We start from the raw sequence: 17,300 nt of genomic DNA, 5'->3' as shown, positions 1-17,300 counted from the left end.
CAGCATTCCCTGTGGCCAAAATAGTTACTTGGAAGTTACTTTTACAGACCTAAATCCGATATAGTCATAGGATGTCGATATTGCGCGCCCGCTGTGCCCAGCATCACCACAATGAAATTCTAGGAGAGGTCTGTGGACTCCATCAATCAAATCAAGCCTGACGAAATCGAGATCCTGATCGTCGAGGATAGCCCGACCCAGGCGGAACGCTTGCGGCGCCTGATCCAGTCCCTGCACTACAACGCGCGCGTGGCAGCGAATGGCCAACTGGCCCTGGCTGCCATCCGCGAACGCAAGCCGCACCTGGTGCTATCCGATATCGTCATGCCGGAAATGAATGGTTACGACCTGTGCCGCGCCATCAAGTCCGACCCGACGCTGCGCGACATTCCCGTGATCCTGGTCACCTCGCTCAACGACCCGAAGGACATCATCCGCGGCATCGAATGCGGCGCCGATAATTTCATCCGCAAGCCGTATGCGGAAGACTATCTGCTCAACCGCATCAGCCACATGCTGATGAACCAGAAGCTGCGCAAGAACCAGAATGTGGAAATCGGCATCGCGCTGTACCTGGGCGACCAGAAGCATTTCATCAATGCGGAACGCCAGCAAATCCTCGATTTGCTGATCTCCACCTATGAACAGGCGGTACAGGTCAACGGCGAACTGCAGGCGCGCGAACGCCAGGTGATCGAGCTGAACATGCGCCTGGCGCACCACGCGGCCGAACTGGAAACCATCAACCGCGAAATCGCCCTGAAAAACCTGGAACTGGCCGAGGCGAGCCGCATGAAGTCGGCCTTCATCGCCAACATGTCGCATGAACTGCGCACGCCGCTGAACGCCATCATCGGGTTTACCGGCGCGCTGCTGATGAAACTGCCCGGCCCGCTGACGGCCGAGCAGGACAAGCAACTCAATACCATCCGCGCCAGCGCGCGCCATCTGCTCTCATTGATCAACGACATCCTCGACGTGGCCAAGATCGAGGCGGGCAAGCTGACCCTGTCGATCGAAGCCGTGCACTGCCAGGAGCTGATGGCGGAAGTGGCCGATACCCTGCGTCCCCTGGCCCAGCAAAAAGGCCTGGCACTGGAAATAGAACTGGGCGAACTGGGAAAACCGGGCCAGGCGCCCGTGGTGATCAACACGGACCGCCGTGCGCTCACGCAAATCCTGATCAACCTGCTCAACAATGCCATCAAGTTCACGGAACAGGGCACGGTGCGCATCGGCCTGGCCCAGCGCGGCGAAGGCAACGTGCAGGTGACGGAAATGAGCATCGCCGACAGCGGCGCAGGCATCAAGGAAGAAGACCAGGCCAAGCTGTTCCAGGCCTTCTCGCAGCTCGATTCCACTTCCACGCGCCACGTGGAGGGCGCGGGACTGGGCCTGTACCTGTGCCAAAACCTGGCCAACGCCATCGGCGGCACCTTGTACTTCAACAGCGACTACGGCTCCGGCAGCACGTTTACGCTAGCCCTGCGCAGCAAATCCTGAGCCGCTATGCAGCGCAGCATGTCATTTTCACATCCCGAATAAATCGACACCGTAGTTCTACTGTATTGCACTGCACCATTTTTCGCGCTATAGTAGAACTGTCTCCTCCAATTCGTTCTCCGAACATTGGATTCAGCCCGCGCCGCAAGGTATGCGGGCTTTTTTTTGTCTGGTGGCGCCTGAGCAAACTTGCACCAAAATATCTCCCCTTCAATAACTAAATCAAACGATTGAGTTATATCAAACGCTTGAGATATGTGTTTAAATCTCCGGCATGATTGAAAAAACATCTCCCCCAACCGCCCCGGCCGACGATGGGCGCAAGCCCCGCTCGGATGGCGAGCAGTCGCGCGAGCGCCTGCTCCATAGCGCCATCCGCCTGTTTGCCGAACAAGGCTACGCCAAGACGTCCACGCGCGAATTGGCGCAGGCGGCCGGCACGAATGCGGCTGCCATCCGCTATTATTTTGGCGACAAGGCGGGCCTGTACCGCGCCGCCTTCGCCCAGCAATCGTCGAACCCGCAAGACAATATCGCCCTGTACGACCAGCCCCATTTCAGTCTGCGCCAAAGCCTGGACGGTTTTTATGCGCAACTGCTCGCCCCCATACAGCAGGGAGAGATCGCACGCGACTGCATGCGCCTGTGGTGCCGCGAAATGCTCGAACCGACGGGACTGTGGGCACGCGAGATCGACCAGAACAGCCGCCCAGAGCACGAAGCGCTCACGCGTGTGCTGGCGCGCCACTTGGGGGCGCCCGACAATAGCGACGACATGCACCGCCTGGCGTTCTCCATCGCCTCGCTGGCCTTGCAGCACATGGTCGGCGCCGAGGTGCTGCAGACACTGCGTCCCCAATTGCTGGAAACGCCGCACGCCATCAATACCTGGCTGGCGCGCATGACCGATTACGCGCTGGCCATGGCCGAGGTGGAACGCCAGCGCCTCGCCCGCCCTTCATCAACCGATACCGCTTAACGACAAGCATAATGACAAGGACAAGCATGACGACTATTCGATGTGCCGTTCAACACACCCTGGCCGCCAGCATGCTGCTGGCACTGGGCGGCTGCGCCTTGCAGGGGCCGCCCATCGCGGTGGCCGCCAGCACGCCAGCGCAATGGCAAGCGCCCCTGCCGCACAACGGCAGCCTGACGGACCTGGCCAGCTGGTGGCAGCATCAGGGCGACGCCCTGCTGGTGACACTGATCACCGACGCCCAGCAAGTGAGTCCGACCATCGCTGCCGCACGCACGCGCATCGTGCAGTCGCGCGCGGACCGCGTGGCCAGCGGCGCCGCGCTGGCGCCCACCCTGGACGCCACGGGCAGCGTGGTGCGCACCAGCCAGCAATCGCTGCAACCGAGCGGCACCACGTCGCAGGCGGCGCTGCAGGCGTCGTGGGAAATCGACGTCTTCGGCGCCAACCGTGCCACGCGCGACGCGGCGCAGGAGCGCTACGACAGTGCGCGGGCGCAGTGGCACGACGCGCGCGTATCCGTGGCGGCCGAAGTGGCGAACCAATATTACGCCTTGCGCACATGCCAGCAATTGCAGGCGGTGGCCGAGCAGGATGCCGTCTCGCGCCGCGATTCGGCGCGCCTGACGCAGCTGAGCGCCGGCGCCGGTTTCCAGCCGCCCGCCAATGCGGCACTGGCGCGCGCCAGCGCCGCCGAAGGCGCCAGCCGCGCCATCGAACAGCGCGCCGCCTGCGACGTGGATATCAAGGCCATGGTGGCCCTGTCGGCCATGCCCGAAGACGCCCTGCGCCAGAAGCTGGCCGCCAGCCCTGCCGTCCTGCCCTCGCCCGTGGCAATTGCAGCACTGCCGGCGCAAACCCTGGCCCAGCGGCCCGACATCTACAGCGCCGAACGCGAAGTGGCAGCAGCCAGCTTTGAAGTGCGCGGCGCGCAAGCGCAGCGCTATCCGCGCCTGAGCCTTGCCGGCGCCATCGGCAAGGGCAATATTCGCAGCGGTGGCAGCAGCATGACAGCCAGCACCTGGAGCATCGGCCCGCTGGCCGTCAGCCTGCCCATCTTCGACGGCGGCACCCGCCGCGCCCAGATCGATGCGGCCACGGCGCGCTACGACGAGGCAGTGCTGAAATACCGTGCCGGCGTACGCCAGGCCGTGCGCGAAGTGGAAGAGGCACTGGTCAACCTGGCCAGCACGGACGAACGCAGCGGCCACGCGAAAACGGCGTTGGAAGGCTACCGCATCGCGTTTGTCGCTACCGAAGACCGCTACAAGAATGGCCTGGCCAGCCTGATAGAACTGGAAGACGCACGCCGCACGCGCCTGGCCGCCGAAAACACGCTGGTCAACCTGGAGCGTGAACGCAGCGCCGCCTGGGTGGCGCTGTACCGCGCCGCCGGTGGCGGCTGGAACAGCAGCGCCTCCATCGCCAACAACGCCCCCTGACGGATACAACAACATGAAAAAAATGACCTTGAAACCCATCGGATTCGCGCTCGCCACCCTCTTCGTGGCGCTAGGCGCCGGCGTTGCCCTGTATTCGCCCACCTCCACCGCCGCCGGCGACGCCAAAGACAGGAACGCCGTACAAAAACCCGCCCTGACCGTCACCACGGCCAAGCCGCAGACCGCCAGCCTGCCCATCAAGCTGAGCGCCAACGGCAACGTGGCCGCCTGGCAGGAAGCCATTATCGGCAGCGAGTCGAACGGCTTACGCCTGACAGAAGTGAGGGTCAACGTGGGCGATGTCGTGCGCGCCGGCCAGGTGCTGGCTGTGTTCTCCAACGACACGGTGAACGCCGATGTAGCGCAGGCGAAAGCGGCCGTGCTGGAAGCGCAAGCGAATGCTGCCGAAGCAGCCGCCAATGCGCAGCGCGCCCGCTCGCTGCAAAGCACAGGCGCCATCAGCGCGCAGCAGATCAGCCAATACCTGACGGCCGAACAGACGGCCAATGCTCGCATCGCATCGGCCAAGGCGCAGCTGGCAGCGCAGCAGCTGCGCCTGAAATACACGCAGGTGGCAGCGCCCGACAGCGGCATCATTTCGTCGCGTTCGGCCACCGTCGGTTCGGTGGTGGGCGCCGGCACGGAATTGTTCCGCATGATCCGCCAGGGCCGCCTTGAATGGCGCGCCGAAGTGACGGCCACCGAACTGCTGAATCTGAAACAGGGCACCCTGGCGCAGGTAAAGGCGGCCAATGGCAGCATCCTGACAGGCAAGGTGCGCATGATCGCCCCCACCGTCGATCCACAAACCCGCTCTGCCCTCGTGTATGTCGACCTGCCGGCAAGCACCGGCACGAACGCGCCGTTCAAGGCCGGCATGTACGCCAGCGGCGAATTTGAACTGGGTACCTCGAGCGCACTGACGGTGCCGCAGCAGGCAATCGCCGTGCGCGATGGCTTCAGCTATGTCTTCCGCCTCAATCCCGACCAGCGCGTCAGCCAGATCAAGGTACAACCGGGCCGGCGCCTGACGGATCGCATTGAAATCCTGGCTGGCATCACGGCCGATACCACCATCGTCATCAGCGGCGCCGGCTTCCTCAATGACGGCGATCTGGTGCGCAATGTAGCGGCACCAGTTCCTGTGGCAGTGAAAAAATAAGGAGAGGCCATGAATTTTTCCTCCCTCTCGATCAAAAACCCGATCCCGGCCATCATGCTGTTCGTACTGCTGACGCTGGCCGGCTTGCTGGCCTACAAGGCCAACCCGGTGCAGGATTTTCCCGACATCGAACTGCCCATCGTCACCGTCAGCGCGGTGCTGCCAGGCGCCGCGCCGGCCCAGCTGGAAACGGAAGTGGCGCGCAAGATCGAGGATTCCGTCGCCACCTTGCAAGGCGTCAAGAACATCTATACCAAGGTGCTCGATGGCGTGGTCACGGTGACCGTCGAATTCATCCTGGAAAAGCAGATCGCCGAAGCCGTCAACGATGTACGCGATGCCGTTGCCCGCGTCAAGGCGGACATGCCGGCCGAGCTGCGCGACCCTACCGTCACCAAGGCTTCCACTGCCGGGCGGGTGGTGCTGACCTTCATCGCCACGGCGAAACCGGGTGTCGACAATCCGCTCGATGCGCCGGACTTGTCCTGGTTTGTCGACAATACGGTGGCCAAGCGCCTGTTGACAGTGCCCGGCGTGGGCGCCGTGACCCGCGTGGGCGGCGTCTACCGCGAGATCCAGGTGGAGCTCGATGAAGCGCGCATGGCGGCACTGAAAGTGTCGGCCCTCGACGTATCGCGCCAGCTGCGCCTGGTGCAGCGCGAAGCGCCCGGTGGCCGGGGCGATGTCAGCGGCGCCGAGCAATCGGTGCGCACCATCGCCACCGTGAAGACGGCCGATGAACTGTCGAAGGTGGACATTCCCCTTCCAGACGGGCGCCACGTGCGCCTGGAGCAAGTCGCCACGGTGCGCGACACCATCGCCGAGCCGCGCGCGCTGGCCGAGCAGGATGGCAAGACGGTCGTCGCCTTTGAGGTGTTCCGCACCAAGGGCGCCAGCGAAGTGGCCGTGGCCAAGGGCGCGCGGGCCGCCATCGACGAACTGCAGAAGGAAAACCCCAGCGTCGTGCTGCAGCAGTCGATCGACAATGCCTTCCCCGTCGAGGAAAACTTCGAAGGCTCGATGGAGCTGCTGTACGAAGGCGCGCTGCTGGCCGTGCTGGTGGTGTGGTGGTTCTTGCGCGACTGGCGCGCCACCCTGGTGGCCGCCGCCGCCCTGCCCCTGTCCGTGATGCCCGCTTTCCTCGGCATCTACTGGTTCGGCTACACGCTCAACACCGTCACCCTGCTGTCCCTGGCGCTGGTGGTCGGCGTGCTGGTCGATGACGCCATCGTGGAAATCGAAAATATCTCGCGCCATCTGCGCATGGGCAAGTCGCCCATGGAGGCGGCCATGGAAGCGGCCGACGAAATCGGCATGGCGGTCATCGCCACCACCTTTGCGCTGGTCGCCGTGTTCCTGCCGACGGCCTTCATGAGCGGCATTCCCGGCCTGTTCTTCAAGCAATTCGGCTGGACCGCCGTGCTGGCCGTACTGGCGTCGCTGGTAGTGGCACGGCTGCTGACGCCGATGATGGCCGCCTACCTGTTAAAACCGCTGCCACACGGGGAAGAACAGGATGGCTGGCTGATGATGCGCTACCTGCGCGTGATGCGCTGGTGCCTGAACCACCGCGGCATCACGGCCATCGCCTCGGCCCTGTTCTTTGCCGGCTCCATCGCGCTCGTGCCACTGCTGCCGACGGGCTTCGTGCCAGCCGCCGACCGCGCGCAGACGCAGATCAACCTGGAACTGCCGCCCGGCTCCACGCTGGCGGAAACGCAGGCCGTGGCAGCCATGGCGCGCGACGCCGCCATGCAGATCCCCGGCATCAAAGGCGTCTTCAGTTCGGTAGGCGGTGGCTCCAGCGGCGACGCGTTCGCCCCCGGTGCAGCGGCCGAAGCGCGCCGCGCCGTGCTGACCCTGACCACGGTGCACCGCACCGAGCGCAAGGAGTCGATGGCCGGGCTGGAAACGCAGCTGCGCCACAAGCTCGATAGTATTCCTGGCGCCCGCTTCACGGTCGGCCCGCCCGATACCGGCGTCAAGATGCAGTTGGTGCTGCGCTCGGAAGACCCGGTAGCGCTCATGGCGGCGGCACAAAAGGTCGAGCGCGAACTGCGCGGCTTGAAAGGCATCGGCAACGTCAATTCCAGCGCCTCGCTGGTACGCCCGGAAATCATCGTGCGGCCCGATTTTGCCAAGGCGGCAGATCTGGGCGTGACGGCGGCGGCCATCGGCGAAACAGTGCGCGTGGCCACGGCCGGCGACTACGATACGGACCTGACGAAAATGAACCTGCCGGAGCGGCAAGTGCCGATCCGCGTCAAGCTGCCAGACAGCGTGCGCGCCGACCTGGCCGCCATCGAGCGCCTGACCGTGCCCGGAAAAAATGGCCCGGTACGCCTGGCCAATGTCGCCACCGTGACCATGGAGAGCGGCCCGGCGCAGATCGACCGCCTGAACCGCAGCCGCAACGTCACGCTCGACGTGGAACTCGGTTCGCGTACCCTGGGCGAATTGAACACGGAAGCGCGCGCCCTGCCATCGATGAAGAACCTGCCGCCTGCCGTGAAAATCGCCGAACTGGGCGACGCACAGGAGATGGCGTCGCTGTTCGCCAGCTTCGGCCTGGCCATGCTGATCGGCGTGCTGTGCATCTACTGCGTGCTGGTACTGCTGTTCAAGGACTTCATGCAGCCGATCACCATCCTGGCGGCGCTACCCCTGTCGATCGGCGGCGCTTTCGTAGCCTTGCTGATCACTGGCAGCGCGCTGTCGATGCCGTCAATGATCGGCCTGATCATGCTGATGGGGATCGTTACCAAGAACTCGATCCTGCTGGTCGACTATGCGATCCTGGCGCGCCAGGCGGGCATGAACCGCTTCGATGCGCTGGTCGACGCCTGCCATAAGCGCAGCCGGCCCATCCTGATGACGACGATTGCCATGGGCGCCGGCATGATGCCGCTGGCGCTGGGCTGGGGCGCCGATCCCAGCTTCCGTTCGCCGATGGCCATCACCGTCATCGGCGGCCTGATCACGTCGACTTTATTGAGCCTGCTGGTGGTGCCGGCCGTGTTCACTTACATCGATGACCTGGAGCACCTGCTCAAGCGCGGCATGGCGAAACTGCGCCGCCACAAGGCGCCGCCGCGGCGCGATGACAAGGTGGCGCTGGAAAAATAAGCGTTGTAGCTGATTGTAAAATCGCCCCCCGCGGGCAAGGAAGCGAAGGACCGGCCGGCAGGCCGCGCTCCCTCGCTTCCTTCTATCTGGCATACTGCGCCCATTCTCAATGAACGCAATCTGCCCTGCCTATGAATTACCCCACCCCGCTAGCCCTGCTACTGGCATGTTCGCTGCTCGGCGCCTGTTCGGACAAAACCGCTCCCGCCAGTGCTGACGTGGTCGACGTGGCCGACGCGCCAGCCGGCACTGCTGCCGCTGCTACCGATACTGCCGATACTGCACCGGCCACTATCGCGCCGCCGGCCGCCACCGCACCCAAGACGGAAGAAATGAACACGTCCCAGGCACGCGAACGCGAAGCGGGCATGATGCGCGCCGTGTTCGGCAAGGAGTACCGCGACGACAGCGACGATGCGCTAGCCGACCTGCCCGATCCAGACAATCACGTCGACAAACTCAGTTATGTGGTCAGTGCCGTCAGCCACAAGCTGTTGCCCGATGGCCGCGCCATCCTGGTGGCAAATGCAGAAACGGCCAACACGGAAGGCACGGCCGAATCGGCGCACGCCTCGTCGGGACTGTTGAATGTCTTTTTCCTGGCGCCCAAGGGCCAGCCGCAAGACGGCCAGTGGCGAGTCGTGAAACGGCTGGAAAACATCGCCGCCCTCGGTTCGTCAGGGCAGCTCGGTGAAGTCCACTGGGTTACGCTGGGCGCGAACAAGCCGGGGCTGGCGATCCGCCACGGCTATACCGGCCAGGGATACACGATCACGCAGCTGGCCCTGTTTGAAATCGGTGACGGCAAAGTCACCGCGCTCGATGGCGCTATCGACCTGTACTCGGACAATATGGGCGCCTGCACGCCGGAGATGGATGAATGCTGGATGGTCGAAGGACGCTGGCGCTTCGCGACCGCGCGCGATGGCAGTGCCTATGATGACTTGCTGATCGATTTTACGGGCGCATCCGAGAAAATCAAGGCGGGCGTCACGCTCAAGCCGGACCAGGATCCGCCGCGCATTGCCACACCGTTGAACGGCCACGCGCGCTATGCCTTCGATGGCAAGGGTTATAAATTAGTTGATGGAAAAAACATGGTACCTGGCGTGTAAGCCTCGTACCGTGGTGCCGCTAGCGACGCGCCGCCTCCAGGCGCGCCAGCAGCGGCGCATACATCGAACGTGTATGGCTGCTCCAGCGGGCCATGGCGCTGTCGATATCCGCGCACAGGCGCTCGGCCAGGACCTTGTCGCCCTGCTGCAGCGCCCAGACCGCGTATTCGGCGCGGCACTCGAAGCTGCCGTAGCGGGTTAGCGCATCGTCAAATTCCGCCTTCGCCTCTGGCTGGCGTCCGGCCTGCGCCAGCGCGCGCGCCGTCAGCAAGGCCACCATTTCGGGACGGAAGTGGATGTCGCTGCGGCGGATGAATTCCAGGTGCGTCAATGCCTCGGCGCCCCGTTCGCATTCCAGGTAGGCACGCGCCGCGCCCAGGCGTATTTCCAGGTCCGATGAAAATGCGCCCTGCAGGCAGGCTTCATAGGTCGATGCCGCCTCTTGCGGATTGCCCGCTTCGAGCAGCGCGCTGGCAAGGCGCATCTGGTTTTGCGCCGTCGGCGTGTACTCGAAGGCGGCGCGCGCTTCGCGCAATTCCCGGTTCGGGTCGAGCACCTGCACGGCCACCGACGCCACCTTGCGCGCGCCTTGCGGCAGGCGCGAATTGGGCAGGTAGATGGCGAAGAAATACACCACGCTGCCAAGCAGCGGGAACATGAACAGTATCAGCAGCCAGTACAGCTGCTGCCCGTTGCGCACCACATGGATAGCAAAAAACAATGCGATCAATATGTGGATGCCTATGCCAAAAAACTCCATGCTACTACCTCGTTCGTGATGGGAGCAGCTGGCACCGTGCCGCCGCCTTCCCGGGCACAATCTTACACCGGCAAGTGGAATGCTCAGCGCGGGATAGGCCTGCGCTATTGCTCACTTGCCGACCAGCCGCCGCCCATGGCGCGGTACAGGTCGACCGAGGCGACGAGGATGCGCGTTTTCAGCTGCAGCAGCCCCACGTCGGCGCTGTACAGGGTGCGCTGGGCATCGAGTTCTTCCAGGTAGGAGGCGTAGCCGTTGCGGTAGCGGTTGTGCGCGATGCGCAGCGTATTGGCTGCCGTGGCGCGCCGCGCGTCGTTTTCCACGGCCTGCTGCTGCAGCCGGTAGATCGCGCCCAGGCTGTTTTCCGTTTCGGCGAAGGCAGTCCTCACCACGTTTTCATATGTGTACACCAGCTGGTCGCGCTGCGCGCCAGCGGCATCGGTCTGCGCCTGTACCCGTCCGCCATCGAACAGCGGACCGGCCGCCAGCGCCGTCAAGCGCCACAGGGCCGTGGGCGCATGCAGAAAATCGGTAAGCGTCGTCGCCTGGCCGCCGCCCACCGCCGTCAGCTTGAACGAGGGCAGCAACTGGTCGCGCGTCGCCGCAAGGCTGGCGTTGGCCGCCGCCAGGTTATGTTCCGCACGCGCGATGTCGGGCCGGCGCCGCAGCAATTCGGATGGCAGGCCAGCCGGCACGCCAGGCGCCGCCAGCTCGGCCAGCGGCAAGCCGCGTGCGATGGGGCCGGGATTGCCGCCGACGAGCACGGCCAGCGCATTTTCCTGTTCAAAGATCTGGCGCTGCAACTGCGGTACCTGCTCGGCCGCCGCATGGTATTCCGATTGCGCCTGCAGCCATTCCAGGCGCGAACTGTAGCCCACCTCGAATTGCTTGCGTGCCAGCTCGCGCGATTGTTCGCGCAGCTGCAAGGTCGATTGTGTCAGCGCCAGCTGCGCATCGAGCCCGCACAAATTCAGGTAAGCGGTCGCCACGCTGGCGGCGATCGACAGGGCCACCGCATCGAGGCTGGCCTGCTCGGCGCGGTAGCTTTCGCCGGCCGCGTCGCTCAGCTTGGCCAAACGCCCCCATACATCGATTTCATAGCTGGCCTGCAGTTCGGCCTGGAAGACATTCGTCACGTACGGCACGCCGTTATAAGCCAGGGTGCGCGTGCGCGTGGGCGAGCCGTCGAAGGCCAGGTTCGGCGCACGATTGGCATCGGCCTGCGCCAGGCGCGCACGGTATTCCAGTACCCGGGCGCGCGCTACGCGCAAGTCGCCGTTGCGTGCCAGTGCCTCACCCACCAGGTCGCTCAAAACGGGGTCGCCAAAAGCCTGCCACCACAGCTGCTCGACATGGGCGGCATTCGCAACAGGTGCGCCAGCGGCCTGCGCGCGCCAGCCGGACGGCAGTTGCAAGCTCGATGGCGGCTGCGGCGGCGCCGTGGCGGCGCAGCCGGCCAGCGCCAGCGCGCCGGCGATGAGCAGGCGGCGTTTCATGGCTTGGCCTTCGCGGGCGCCTTTTTCGGCGGCGCTGGCGGCGGCGCGGGATTGTCCGCCGAGTCGTTCAGCACAGCGGAGGTGTCGACGCTGACGACTACCGACATGCCCGGCACCAGCCGGCGCGCATTCGCCTGGCCCGGATCGATGCGGATGCGCACGGGGATGCGCTGGGCGATCTTCAGGTAGTTACCCGTCGCGTTATCGGCCGGCAGCACGGAAAATTCGGAACCCGTGGCCGGCGATATCCGCTCCACCTGCCCCGTCAGCACGGCGCCGTCGAGGGCATCGACGTGGAAGGTGGCGCTCTGTCCTTCCTGCACGCCGTTCATCTGCGTTTCCTTGAAATTGGCGATCACCCACATCTGGCGCGGCACCAGCGCCATCAGCTGCGCACCGGAATTGACGTATGCGCCCTGGCGCACCGTGACCTGGCCCAGCTGGCCATCGGATGGCGCCACGATGCGCGTGTTATCGAGGTCGATCTTTGCCGCCTTGACTGCCGCCTGTGCATTTGCCACGGCAGCTTCCAGCGCCAGCCTGTTGACCACCACGGAATGCACGCCTTGCTGGGCGATGTCGAGATTGGCCCGCGCCTGCGCCAGCGCCGCCGCCATCTGCACCTGCGTGGCGCGCGACTGGTCGTGTTCGCGCTGCGACAGCGAGCCATCGGCCACCAATTGCTCCACCCTGTTCAAATCGGCGCTGGCCTTGCGCGCCTGCGCTTGCGCATTCGCCAGCGCCGCCTGGCTGACGGCGATGCCCGCCTCCGCACTGGCCTTTTGCTGCGCCCAGTTCGACAGCGCCGCCTGCTGCGCGGCCAGCTGGGCCTGCGCCTGCTCGTAGCGCTGCTGATAGATGCGGTCATCGATGCGCACCAGCAGCTGGCCTTCCTTCACGTCCATGAAGTCCTGCACCGTCACTTCCACTACATAGCCGGACAACTGCGTGCCGATGATCGTCACCTGCCCCCGCACGGTGGCGTTTTCCGTCGTCACGATGGGGCTGGTGAACGGTGGCAGCCGCCACGCATACAGCACAATCAGCACGCCCACCAGCGCCACGGCGGCAAAGGCCAGTGCCGAAATCCACTGGTGGCGCCGGTCCGGCTGCGGCGGCGTCTGGGTGACGGGTGCTGATGCAGGCGCGGGTGCAGGTGTCGGTGCAGGCGGTGGATTCTTATTTTCTGTCATTGTTCGGTTCCGAATTGGTAATGGGGACGATGGCCATCGCGGTTTGCGCGTCGCCCACGGGGCCGACCAGGCGCCGCGCGCCAGTGGTGATGCGGGTCCAGGACTGGCCGACCAGCATCCACGCCAGGGTCGCGATGGCAACGCCGGCGATCATCAAAAAAACATCGTTATAGGCCAGCACATTGGCTTCGCGCGTGGCGATGGCACCGAGGCGCGCCACGCCCTCGGCACTGCGCAAGGTCGGATCCGTCAACACGCCACTGTAGCTTGCTGCGCCCGACTGCACGCGCGCGGCCACCTGCGGGTCGAGCATGCTCAAGTGTTCGACCAGGTAGCTGGAATGGTACTTTTCGCGCGCCGTCTGGATGGTGCCGACGATGGCCGAGCCAAGCAAGCCGCCCAGGTTCTGCGTCATGGTAAACATCACGGAAAAGCTGATCAGGTTGCGCGGTTCGGCAATCACCGCCCCCATGCCGGCGACCATGGTGGGGCCGAGGAAATACGTGCCGCCAAAGGCCAGCAGGAACTGGCTGACATACATGTTGACGGGGCGCGTCTGGCTGGTGGCATGCGCGTCGATCAGGGCACCAAAGGCGATCAGCAGCAGCGCGAACATCAGCGAGCGGTGGATGGTGGCCGGGTTGATCGTCAGCGCACTGACCACCAGGCCTGCCACGCTGCCCAGCAAGACGACGATGAACAGGTTCTGCATCTGGTCCGTATTCAAGCCCAGCGCCTGCAAGAAGCCCACCGCGCCGGTCGACTCGGACAGCACGATGCGGAACAGCAGCACCGATAAAAACAGCTTGGCGATCTTGCCCGTGGTGAGCCAGCGCGTATTGAGCAGCGGGCGCGCACGGTTATGCTCAATGGCCAGTGCCGCCATGATCAGCACGATCGAGCAGGCCAGGCACACCCCCACCCACTCCGCTTCCAGCCACCATGCCGTGCGCCCCTGCGCCAGCACGGCGCATAGCAGGGCCACGCCGGGCGCGAACAGAATGAAGGTAAGGAAGTCGAGCGGCTCGAAGGTTTGCATGCGGTCGCCGGGCGGCAGCTTCAAGGCCAGCACGCAACCGAGCGCCAGCAAGGCCAGCCCCAGCTCGAACAGGTACAGGCCATGCCACTCGCCAAGCTGCAGCAATTCGGAGGTGAAGATGCGCGCCAGCGGCAACGCCAATTGGGCAAAGCCTAAGCCCAGCACCACGCCCTTCAGGCGGTGCCGCGCGGGGAAGGCTTGCAAGACGTAATACAGGCCCAGCACCCCCAGCGCGCCGCCCACCATGCCATGCGCGGCGCGCACGGCGATCGCCGACGACAGGCTGTTGGCATACAGATGGGCGAACGTCACCAAGGCGTACAGCACCAGGAATGCCTCAGTAAACAGACGCAGGCCGAACTGCTGGCGGAACTTCACCAGCAGCAGATTCATGGAAACGATGGTCATCACGTAGGCAGCCGGCAACCACTGCATCTGGGCCGCGTAGGCGCCCAGCGCACCTTGCAGGTTCAGCAGGTTGGCCGTCACCAGGCCGTTGCCTAGCCCCCCCGTCAGTGCGACGATCAGGCCGACGATAAAATACGCGACGCGCTTGGGCGTCGAGTGTTCCGGCATCGATGGCGACCCGGGCAAGGTCGGGCGCTCGCCCGGCCCCCAGGTTCGTGGTGTGTACTTGTCCATGCGGCAATCGCGATCAGGTTTGCATCAACTGCCAGTTGTGACTGTTTGCTGCTGTTATGAAAACAGTTGCAAATAAGCAGTTCTGGTGCGCAGCATATCATCGCAGGACGTTTTCATTGTGTTCATTGTTGGCAGCTGTTGCCGGCGCAGGACAAACAAGCTTGCCACTGCGCCAGCGGAGGTGAGCCTTCGCTGGGCTTTTGCGGCTCTCACACCCGCGGCGGGTCCGTCTCGCGCGCAAATGCCCGGTGCGCTGCCAACGCCTTATTGAAGGCAGCCACGCCCTTGACCACTTCGCCAGACGGCACGACGATGATGGCGGGATCAGGCTTGCCATCGGGCAGGGTCAGCGGCACGCCGGCCTTGTCCGGCAAGCCCTTGCCCGCGCCGATGGCGAGCATCGGCTTGCAGTGGCGGTATTGCAGGCGCAGGAAATCGAGCGCGTTGGCATCGCCACCCAGTTGCTGCACGCCGCCCTGTCCATCCGGAATCACGACGGCGTCAAATAGCACGGACGGCCCCGCTTCCAGCGAAATTTCAACAGCCAGCGGCGCACCGCCGCTCGTGTCGACACGGCCCAGCTGGCTGCCCACCAGGCGCGGCACGGCGCCATCGGCCAGTAGCGACGCGTAAATGCTGCGCACTTGCGCGCCATCGCTGCCCGGCCCCACCAGGATCGCCACGCGCAGGGTGTGGATACCCGTCTTGCCGGGACGGAAAGTGAGCGATAACTCCGGCGACGGCGGATAGCTGGGCATAGGCAGCATGGAAGCGCGCGGCATGGCGGGCGGCAAGGCCAGGCCAAGGCCATCGGCCAGGCGCTGCGCCAGGGCTTCATCGACATTGCGCAGCATGGAAACGATGCGCTGGCGGATGGCCACTGTCTGCACCTTGCTCAATTCGAAGCGAAACGCATGCACGATATGGTCTTGCTCGACGGCCGTCTGGCTGATCCAGAACAGCCGCCCCTGCGCGTAATGCTCGGCGAATTTCTCGGGCTTGCCGCGTACCTTGTCGCCATCGACGGGAGCGGGAAAACTGTTGAAACCCTTGCTGCCCGCCTGGAAAGGGCAGCCGCCCGCCAGCGAATTGGGTTCATACGCCACCCGGCCCCGGTTGATGGCCTGGCGGTGGATGCCGTCGCGCTGGTTGTTGTGCAGGGGTGCCAGCGGCGAATTGATAGGGATTTCATGGAAATTGGCGCCGCCCAGGCGCGTAATCTGCGTGTCCACATACGAGTGGATGCGGCCCTGCAGCAGGGGATCGTTGGAGAAATCGATGCCGGGCACGATATGCGCCGTGCAAAAGGCCACCTGTTCCGTCTCGGCAAAGAAATTATCCGGGTTGCGGTTCAGCACTATTTTTCCAACCGGAATCAGCGGCACGAGCTCTTCTGGCACTAATTTTGTCGCGTCGAGCACGTCGAAGGGGAAGCCTTCTGCCTGTTCTTCCGTGAAGACCTGGAAAGACAATTCGTACTCGGGATACTCGCCGCATTCAATGGCCTCCCACAAGTCGCGCCGGTGGAAGTCAGAGTCGGCACCGCTGATCTTGACGGCCTCATCCCACACCAGCGAATGCGTGCCGGCCATGGGCGACCAGTGGAACTTACAGAAAACGGACTGGCCCTTCGCGTTCACCAGCCGAAACGTGTGCACGCCAAAGCCCTGCATCATGCGGTAGCTGCGGGGGATGGCCCGGTCCGACATGACCCACATCAGCATGTGCGTGATTTCCGGCGACAGCGAAGCGAAATCCCAGAACGTGTCGTGTGCGCTGGCCGCCTGCGGCATGCCGTTGTGCGGCTCGGGCTTGACGGCGTGCACCAGGTCGGGGAACTTCATCGCATCCTGGATGAAGAAGACGGGGATGTTATTACCGACCAGGTCCCAGTTGCCTTCATCCGTATAAAACTTCACGGCAAAACCGCGCGCATCGCGTGCCGTGTCGGTCGAACCGCGTTCGCCGGCCACCGTAGAAAAGCGCACGAAGACGGGCGTACGCTTGCCCGCCTTGGCGAATGGCGTGGCGCGCGTCAGCTTGCTCTGCTCCTTGTAGCATTCAAAGTAGCCGTGGGCGGCCGAACCGCGCGCATGCACGACGCGCTCGGTGATGCGCTCATGGTCGAAGTGCGTGATTTTTTCACGCAAAATAAAATCTTCCATCAGGGTGGCACCACGCAAGCCCGCCTTCAGGGAATTCTGGTTGTCGCCTACGGGCACGCCCTGATTCGTCGTCAGCATGCAGGCGCTGTCATCGCTGCGGGCGCGGTCCAGCGATGCATTCGCGGCGTTGTCACCTAGGGCCGGAGCTCCTTCACCCACTTTTGGCGAAGGAATTGTTTCGCCAGCCGTGCTGGCCGTGGCGAGCGGCTCGGCGGATGCCACATGCACGCCCTCTGCCGGCGCCGCTGCGCGCGCTGCTTCGCCGTACTGGCCGGCCTCCTTGGGATTATCGGGCATGGCAGCCGATAGCGCCTGGCCGGCGGCCGCCTTGCTCAGCAAAGCCGCTGCACTGGGGTTGCTGCTGCCCAGGCTGTGCGGCGGGTCTGTCTCGGATGGGCTTGACATGCTGCTCAATACCGAACCCGCACCATCCGTAGACGGCGTTTTCTTGTTACTAGCCATGACATCTCCTGTGAGTAGTTTGCCGCGGGGAGGGGCGTAACGCTACACAGCCGCGTTCAGCGCACGAACAGGGCAATCAAAATAATGCTGGGATAGGTACACCGGTCAAGCACGACAAAATCGAGCGCATCACCGCCGCGCCTTGCTAGCTTGTGCGCGTGGGCACTGCGCCAGCCCGCCACAATGACGAGCCGGGCCAGCGCCCAAGACAACACC

General features: G+C 64.3%; 11 protein-coding genes. 6 read left to right on the top strand and 5 right to left on the bottom strand.

Annotation, left to right across the window (positions count from 1 at the left end):
• The first annotated feature begins 132 nt into the window (after positions 1-132).
• From ACQ4W6_RS14580 to ACQ4W6_RS14555, 6 genes are all read left to right on the top strand, one after another.
• Positions 133-1,503 carry a hybrid sensor histidine kinase/response regulator gene (locus ACQ4W6_RS14580; RefSeq protein WP_436567894.1) on the top strand — a complete coding sequence of 457 codons (1,371 nt, stop codon included), beginning with the start codon at positions 133-135 and terminating at the stop codon, positions 1,501-1,503.
• Positions 1,504-1,777: 274 nt separating this feature from the next.
• The gene (locus ACQ4W6_RS14575; RefSeq protein WP_436567893.1) at positions 1,778-2,482 is read left to right on the top strand and encodes a CerR family C-terminal domain-containing protein; all 705 of its coding nucleotides are present in this window, start codon (positions 1,778-1,780) and stop codon (positions 2,480-2,482) included.
• Between the two features lie 26 nt (positions 2,483-2,508).
• A complete protein-coding gene (locus ACQ4W6_RS14570; RefSeq protein WP_436567892.1) occupies positions 2,509-3,924 on the top strand; it encodes an efflux transporter outer membrane subunit in 1,416 nt (471 codons plus the stop codon).
• A gap of 13 nt (positions 3,925-3,937) precedes the next feature.
• Entirely contained in the window at positions 3,938-5,086 is a 1,149-nt protein-coding gene (locus ACQ4W6_RS14565; RefSeq protein ID WP_436567891.1) for an efflux RND transporter periplasmic adaptor subunit, read from the top strand.
• Between the two features lie 9 nt (positions 5,087-5,095).
• Positions 5,096-8,212, top strand: a complete 3,117-nt coding sequence (locus tag ACQ4W6_RS14560) for an efflux RND transporter permease subunit (protein WP_436567890.1) — start codon at positions 5,096-5,098, stop codon at positions 8,210-8,212.
• 131 nt (positions 8,213-8,343) lie between these two features.
• Positions 8,344-9,327, top strand: coding sequence for a hypothetical protein (locus ACQ4W6_RS14555; protein WP_436567889.1), 984 nt, complete (start codon positions 8,344-8,346; stop codon positions 9,325-9,327).
• 19 nt (positions 9,328-9,346) lie between these two features.
• On the opposite strand, the gene ACQ4W6_RS14550 is transcribed toward ACQ4W6_RS14555, so the two are convergent.
• From ACQ4W6_RS14550 to ACQ4W6_RS14530, 5 genes are all read right to left on the bottom strand, one after another.
• Positions 9,347-10,048, bottom strand: a complete 702-nt coding sequence (locus ACQ4W6_RS14550; protein ID WP_436567888.1) for a tetratricopeptide repeat protein — start codon at positions 10,046-10,048, stop codon at positions 9,347-9,349.
• Between the two features lie 143 nt (positions 10,049-10,191).
• Positions 10,192-11,583 (bottom strand): efflux transporter outer membrane subunit, encoded by a 1,392-nt coding sequence (locus ACQ4W6_RS14545; RefSeq protein ID WP_436567887.1) that lies wholly within the window; start codon positions 11,581-11,583, stop codon positions 10,192-10,194.
• The gene (locus tag ACQ4W6_RS14540) at positions 11,580-12,776 is read right to left on the bottom strand and encodes an HlyD family secretion protein (RefSeq protein ID WP_436567886.1); all 1,197 of its coding nucleotides are present in this window, start codon (positions 12,774-12,776) and stop codon (positions 11,580-11,582) included. The genes ACQ4W6_RS14545 and ACQ4W6_RS14540 overlap by 4 nt, the downstream gene beginning before the upstream one ends.
• A complete protein-coding gene (locus ACQ4W6_RS14535; RefSeq protein WP_436567885.1) occupies positions 12,763-14,457 on the bottom strand; it encodes an MFS transporter in 1,695 nt (564 codons plus the stop codon). The genes ACQ4W6_RS14540 and ACQ4W6_RS14535 overlap by 14 nt, the downstream gene beginning before the upstream one ends.
• A 209-nt stretch (positions 14,458-14,666) precedes the next feature.
• Positions 14,667-17,084, bottom strand: a complete 2,418-nt coding sequence (locus ACQ4W6_RS14530) for a catalase (RefSeq protein WP_436567884.1) — start codon at positions 17,082-17,084, stop codon at positions 14,667-14,669.
• Positions 17,085-17,300 lie beyond the last annotated feature (216 nt).

It is taken from the genome of Janthinobacterium woesei, from assembly GCF_051380875.1.
Classification (GTDB): domain Bacteria; phylum Pseudomonadota; class Gammaproteobacteria; order Burkholderiales; family Burkholderiaceae_D; genus Janthinobacterium.
Note: the sequence above shows the minus strand (reverse complement) of the source record. Positions and strands in the feature narration are given on the sequence as shown.

Coding starts and splice junctions, on each gene's coding strand:
- ACQ4W6_RS14575 (WP_436567893.1), top strand. CDS start 1,778: ATGATTGAAAAAACATCTCCCCCAACCGCCCCGGCCGACGATGGGCGC.
- ACQ4W6_RS14570 (WP_436567892.1), top strand. CDS start 2,509: ATGACGACTATTCGATGTGCCGTTCAACACACCCTGGCCGCCAGCATG.
- ACQ4W6_RS14565 (WP_436567891.1), top strand. CDS start 3,938: ATGAAAAAAATGACCTTGAAACCCATCGGATTCGCGCTCGCCACCCTC.
- ACQ4W6_RS14560 (WP_436567890.1), top strand. CDS start 5,096: ATGAATTTTTCCTCCCTCTCGATCAAAAACCCGATCCCGGCCATCATG.
- ACQ4W6_RS14555 (WP_436567889.1), top strand. CDS start 8,344: ATGAATTACCCCACCCCGCTAGCCCTGCTACTGGCATGTTCGCTGCTC.
- ACQ4W6_RS14545 (WP_436567887.1), bottom strand. CDS start 11,583: ATGAAACGCCGCCTGCTCATCGCCGGCGCGCTGGCGCTGGCCGGCTGC.
- ACQ4W6_RS14540 (WP_436567886.1), bottom strand. CDS start 12,776: ATGACAGAAAATAAGAATCCACCGCCTGCACCGACACCTGCACCCGCG.
- ACQ4W6_RS14535 (WP_436567885.1), bottom strand. CDS start 14,457: ATGGACAAGTACACACCACGAACCTGGGGGCCGGGCGAGCGCCCGACC.
- ACQ4W6_RS14530 (WP_436567884.1), bottom strand. CDS start 17,084: ATGGCTAGTAACAAGAAAACGCCGTCTACGGATGGTGCGGGTTCGGTA.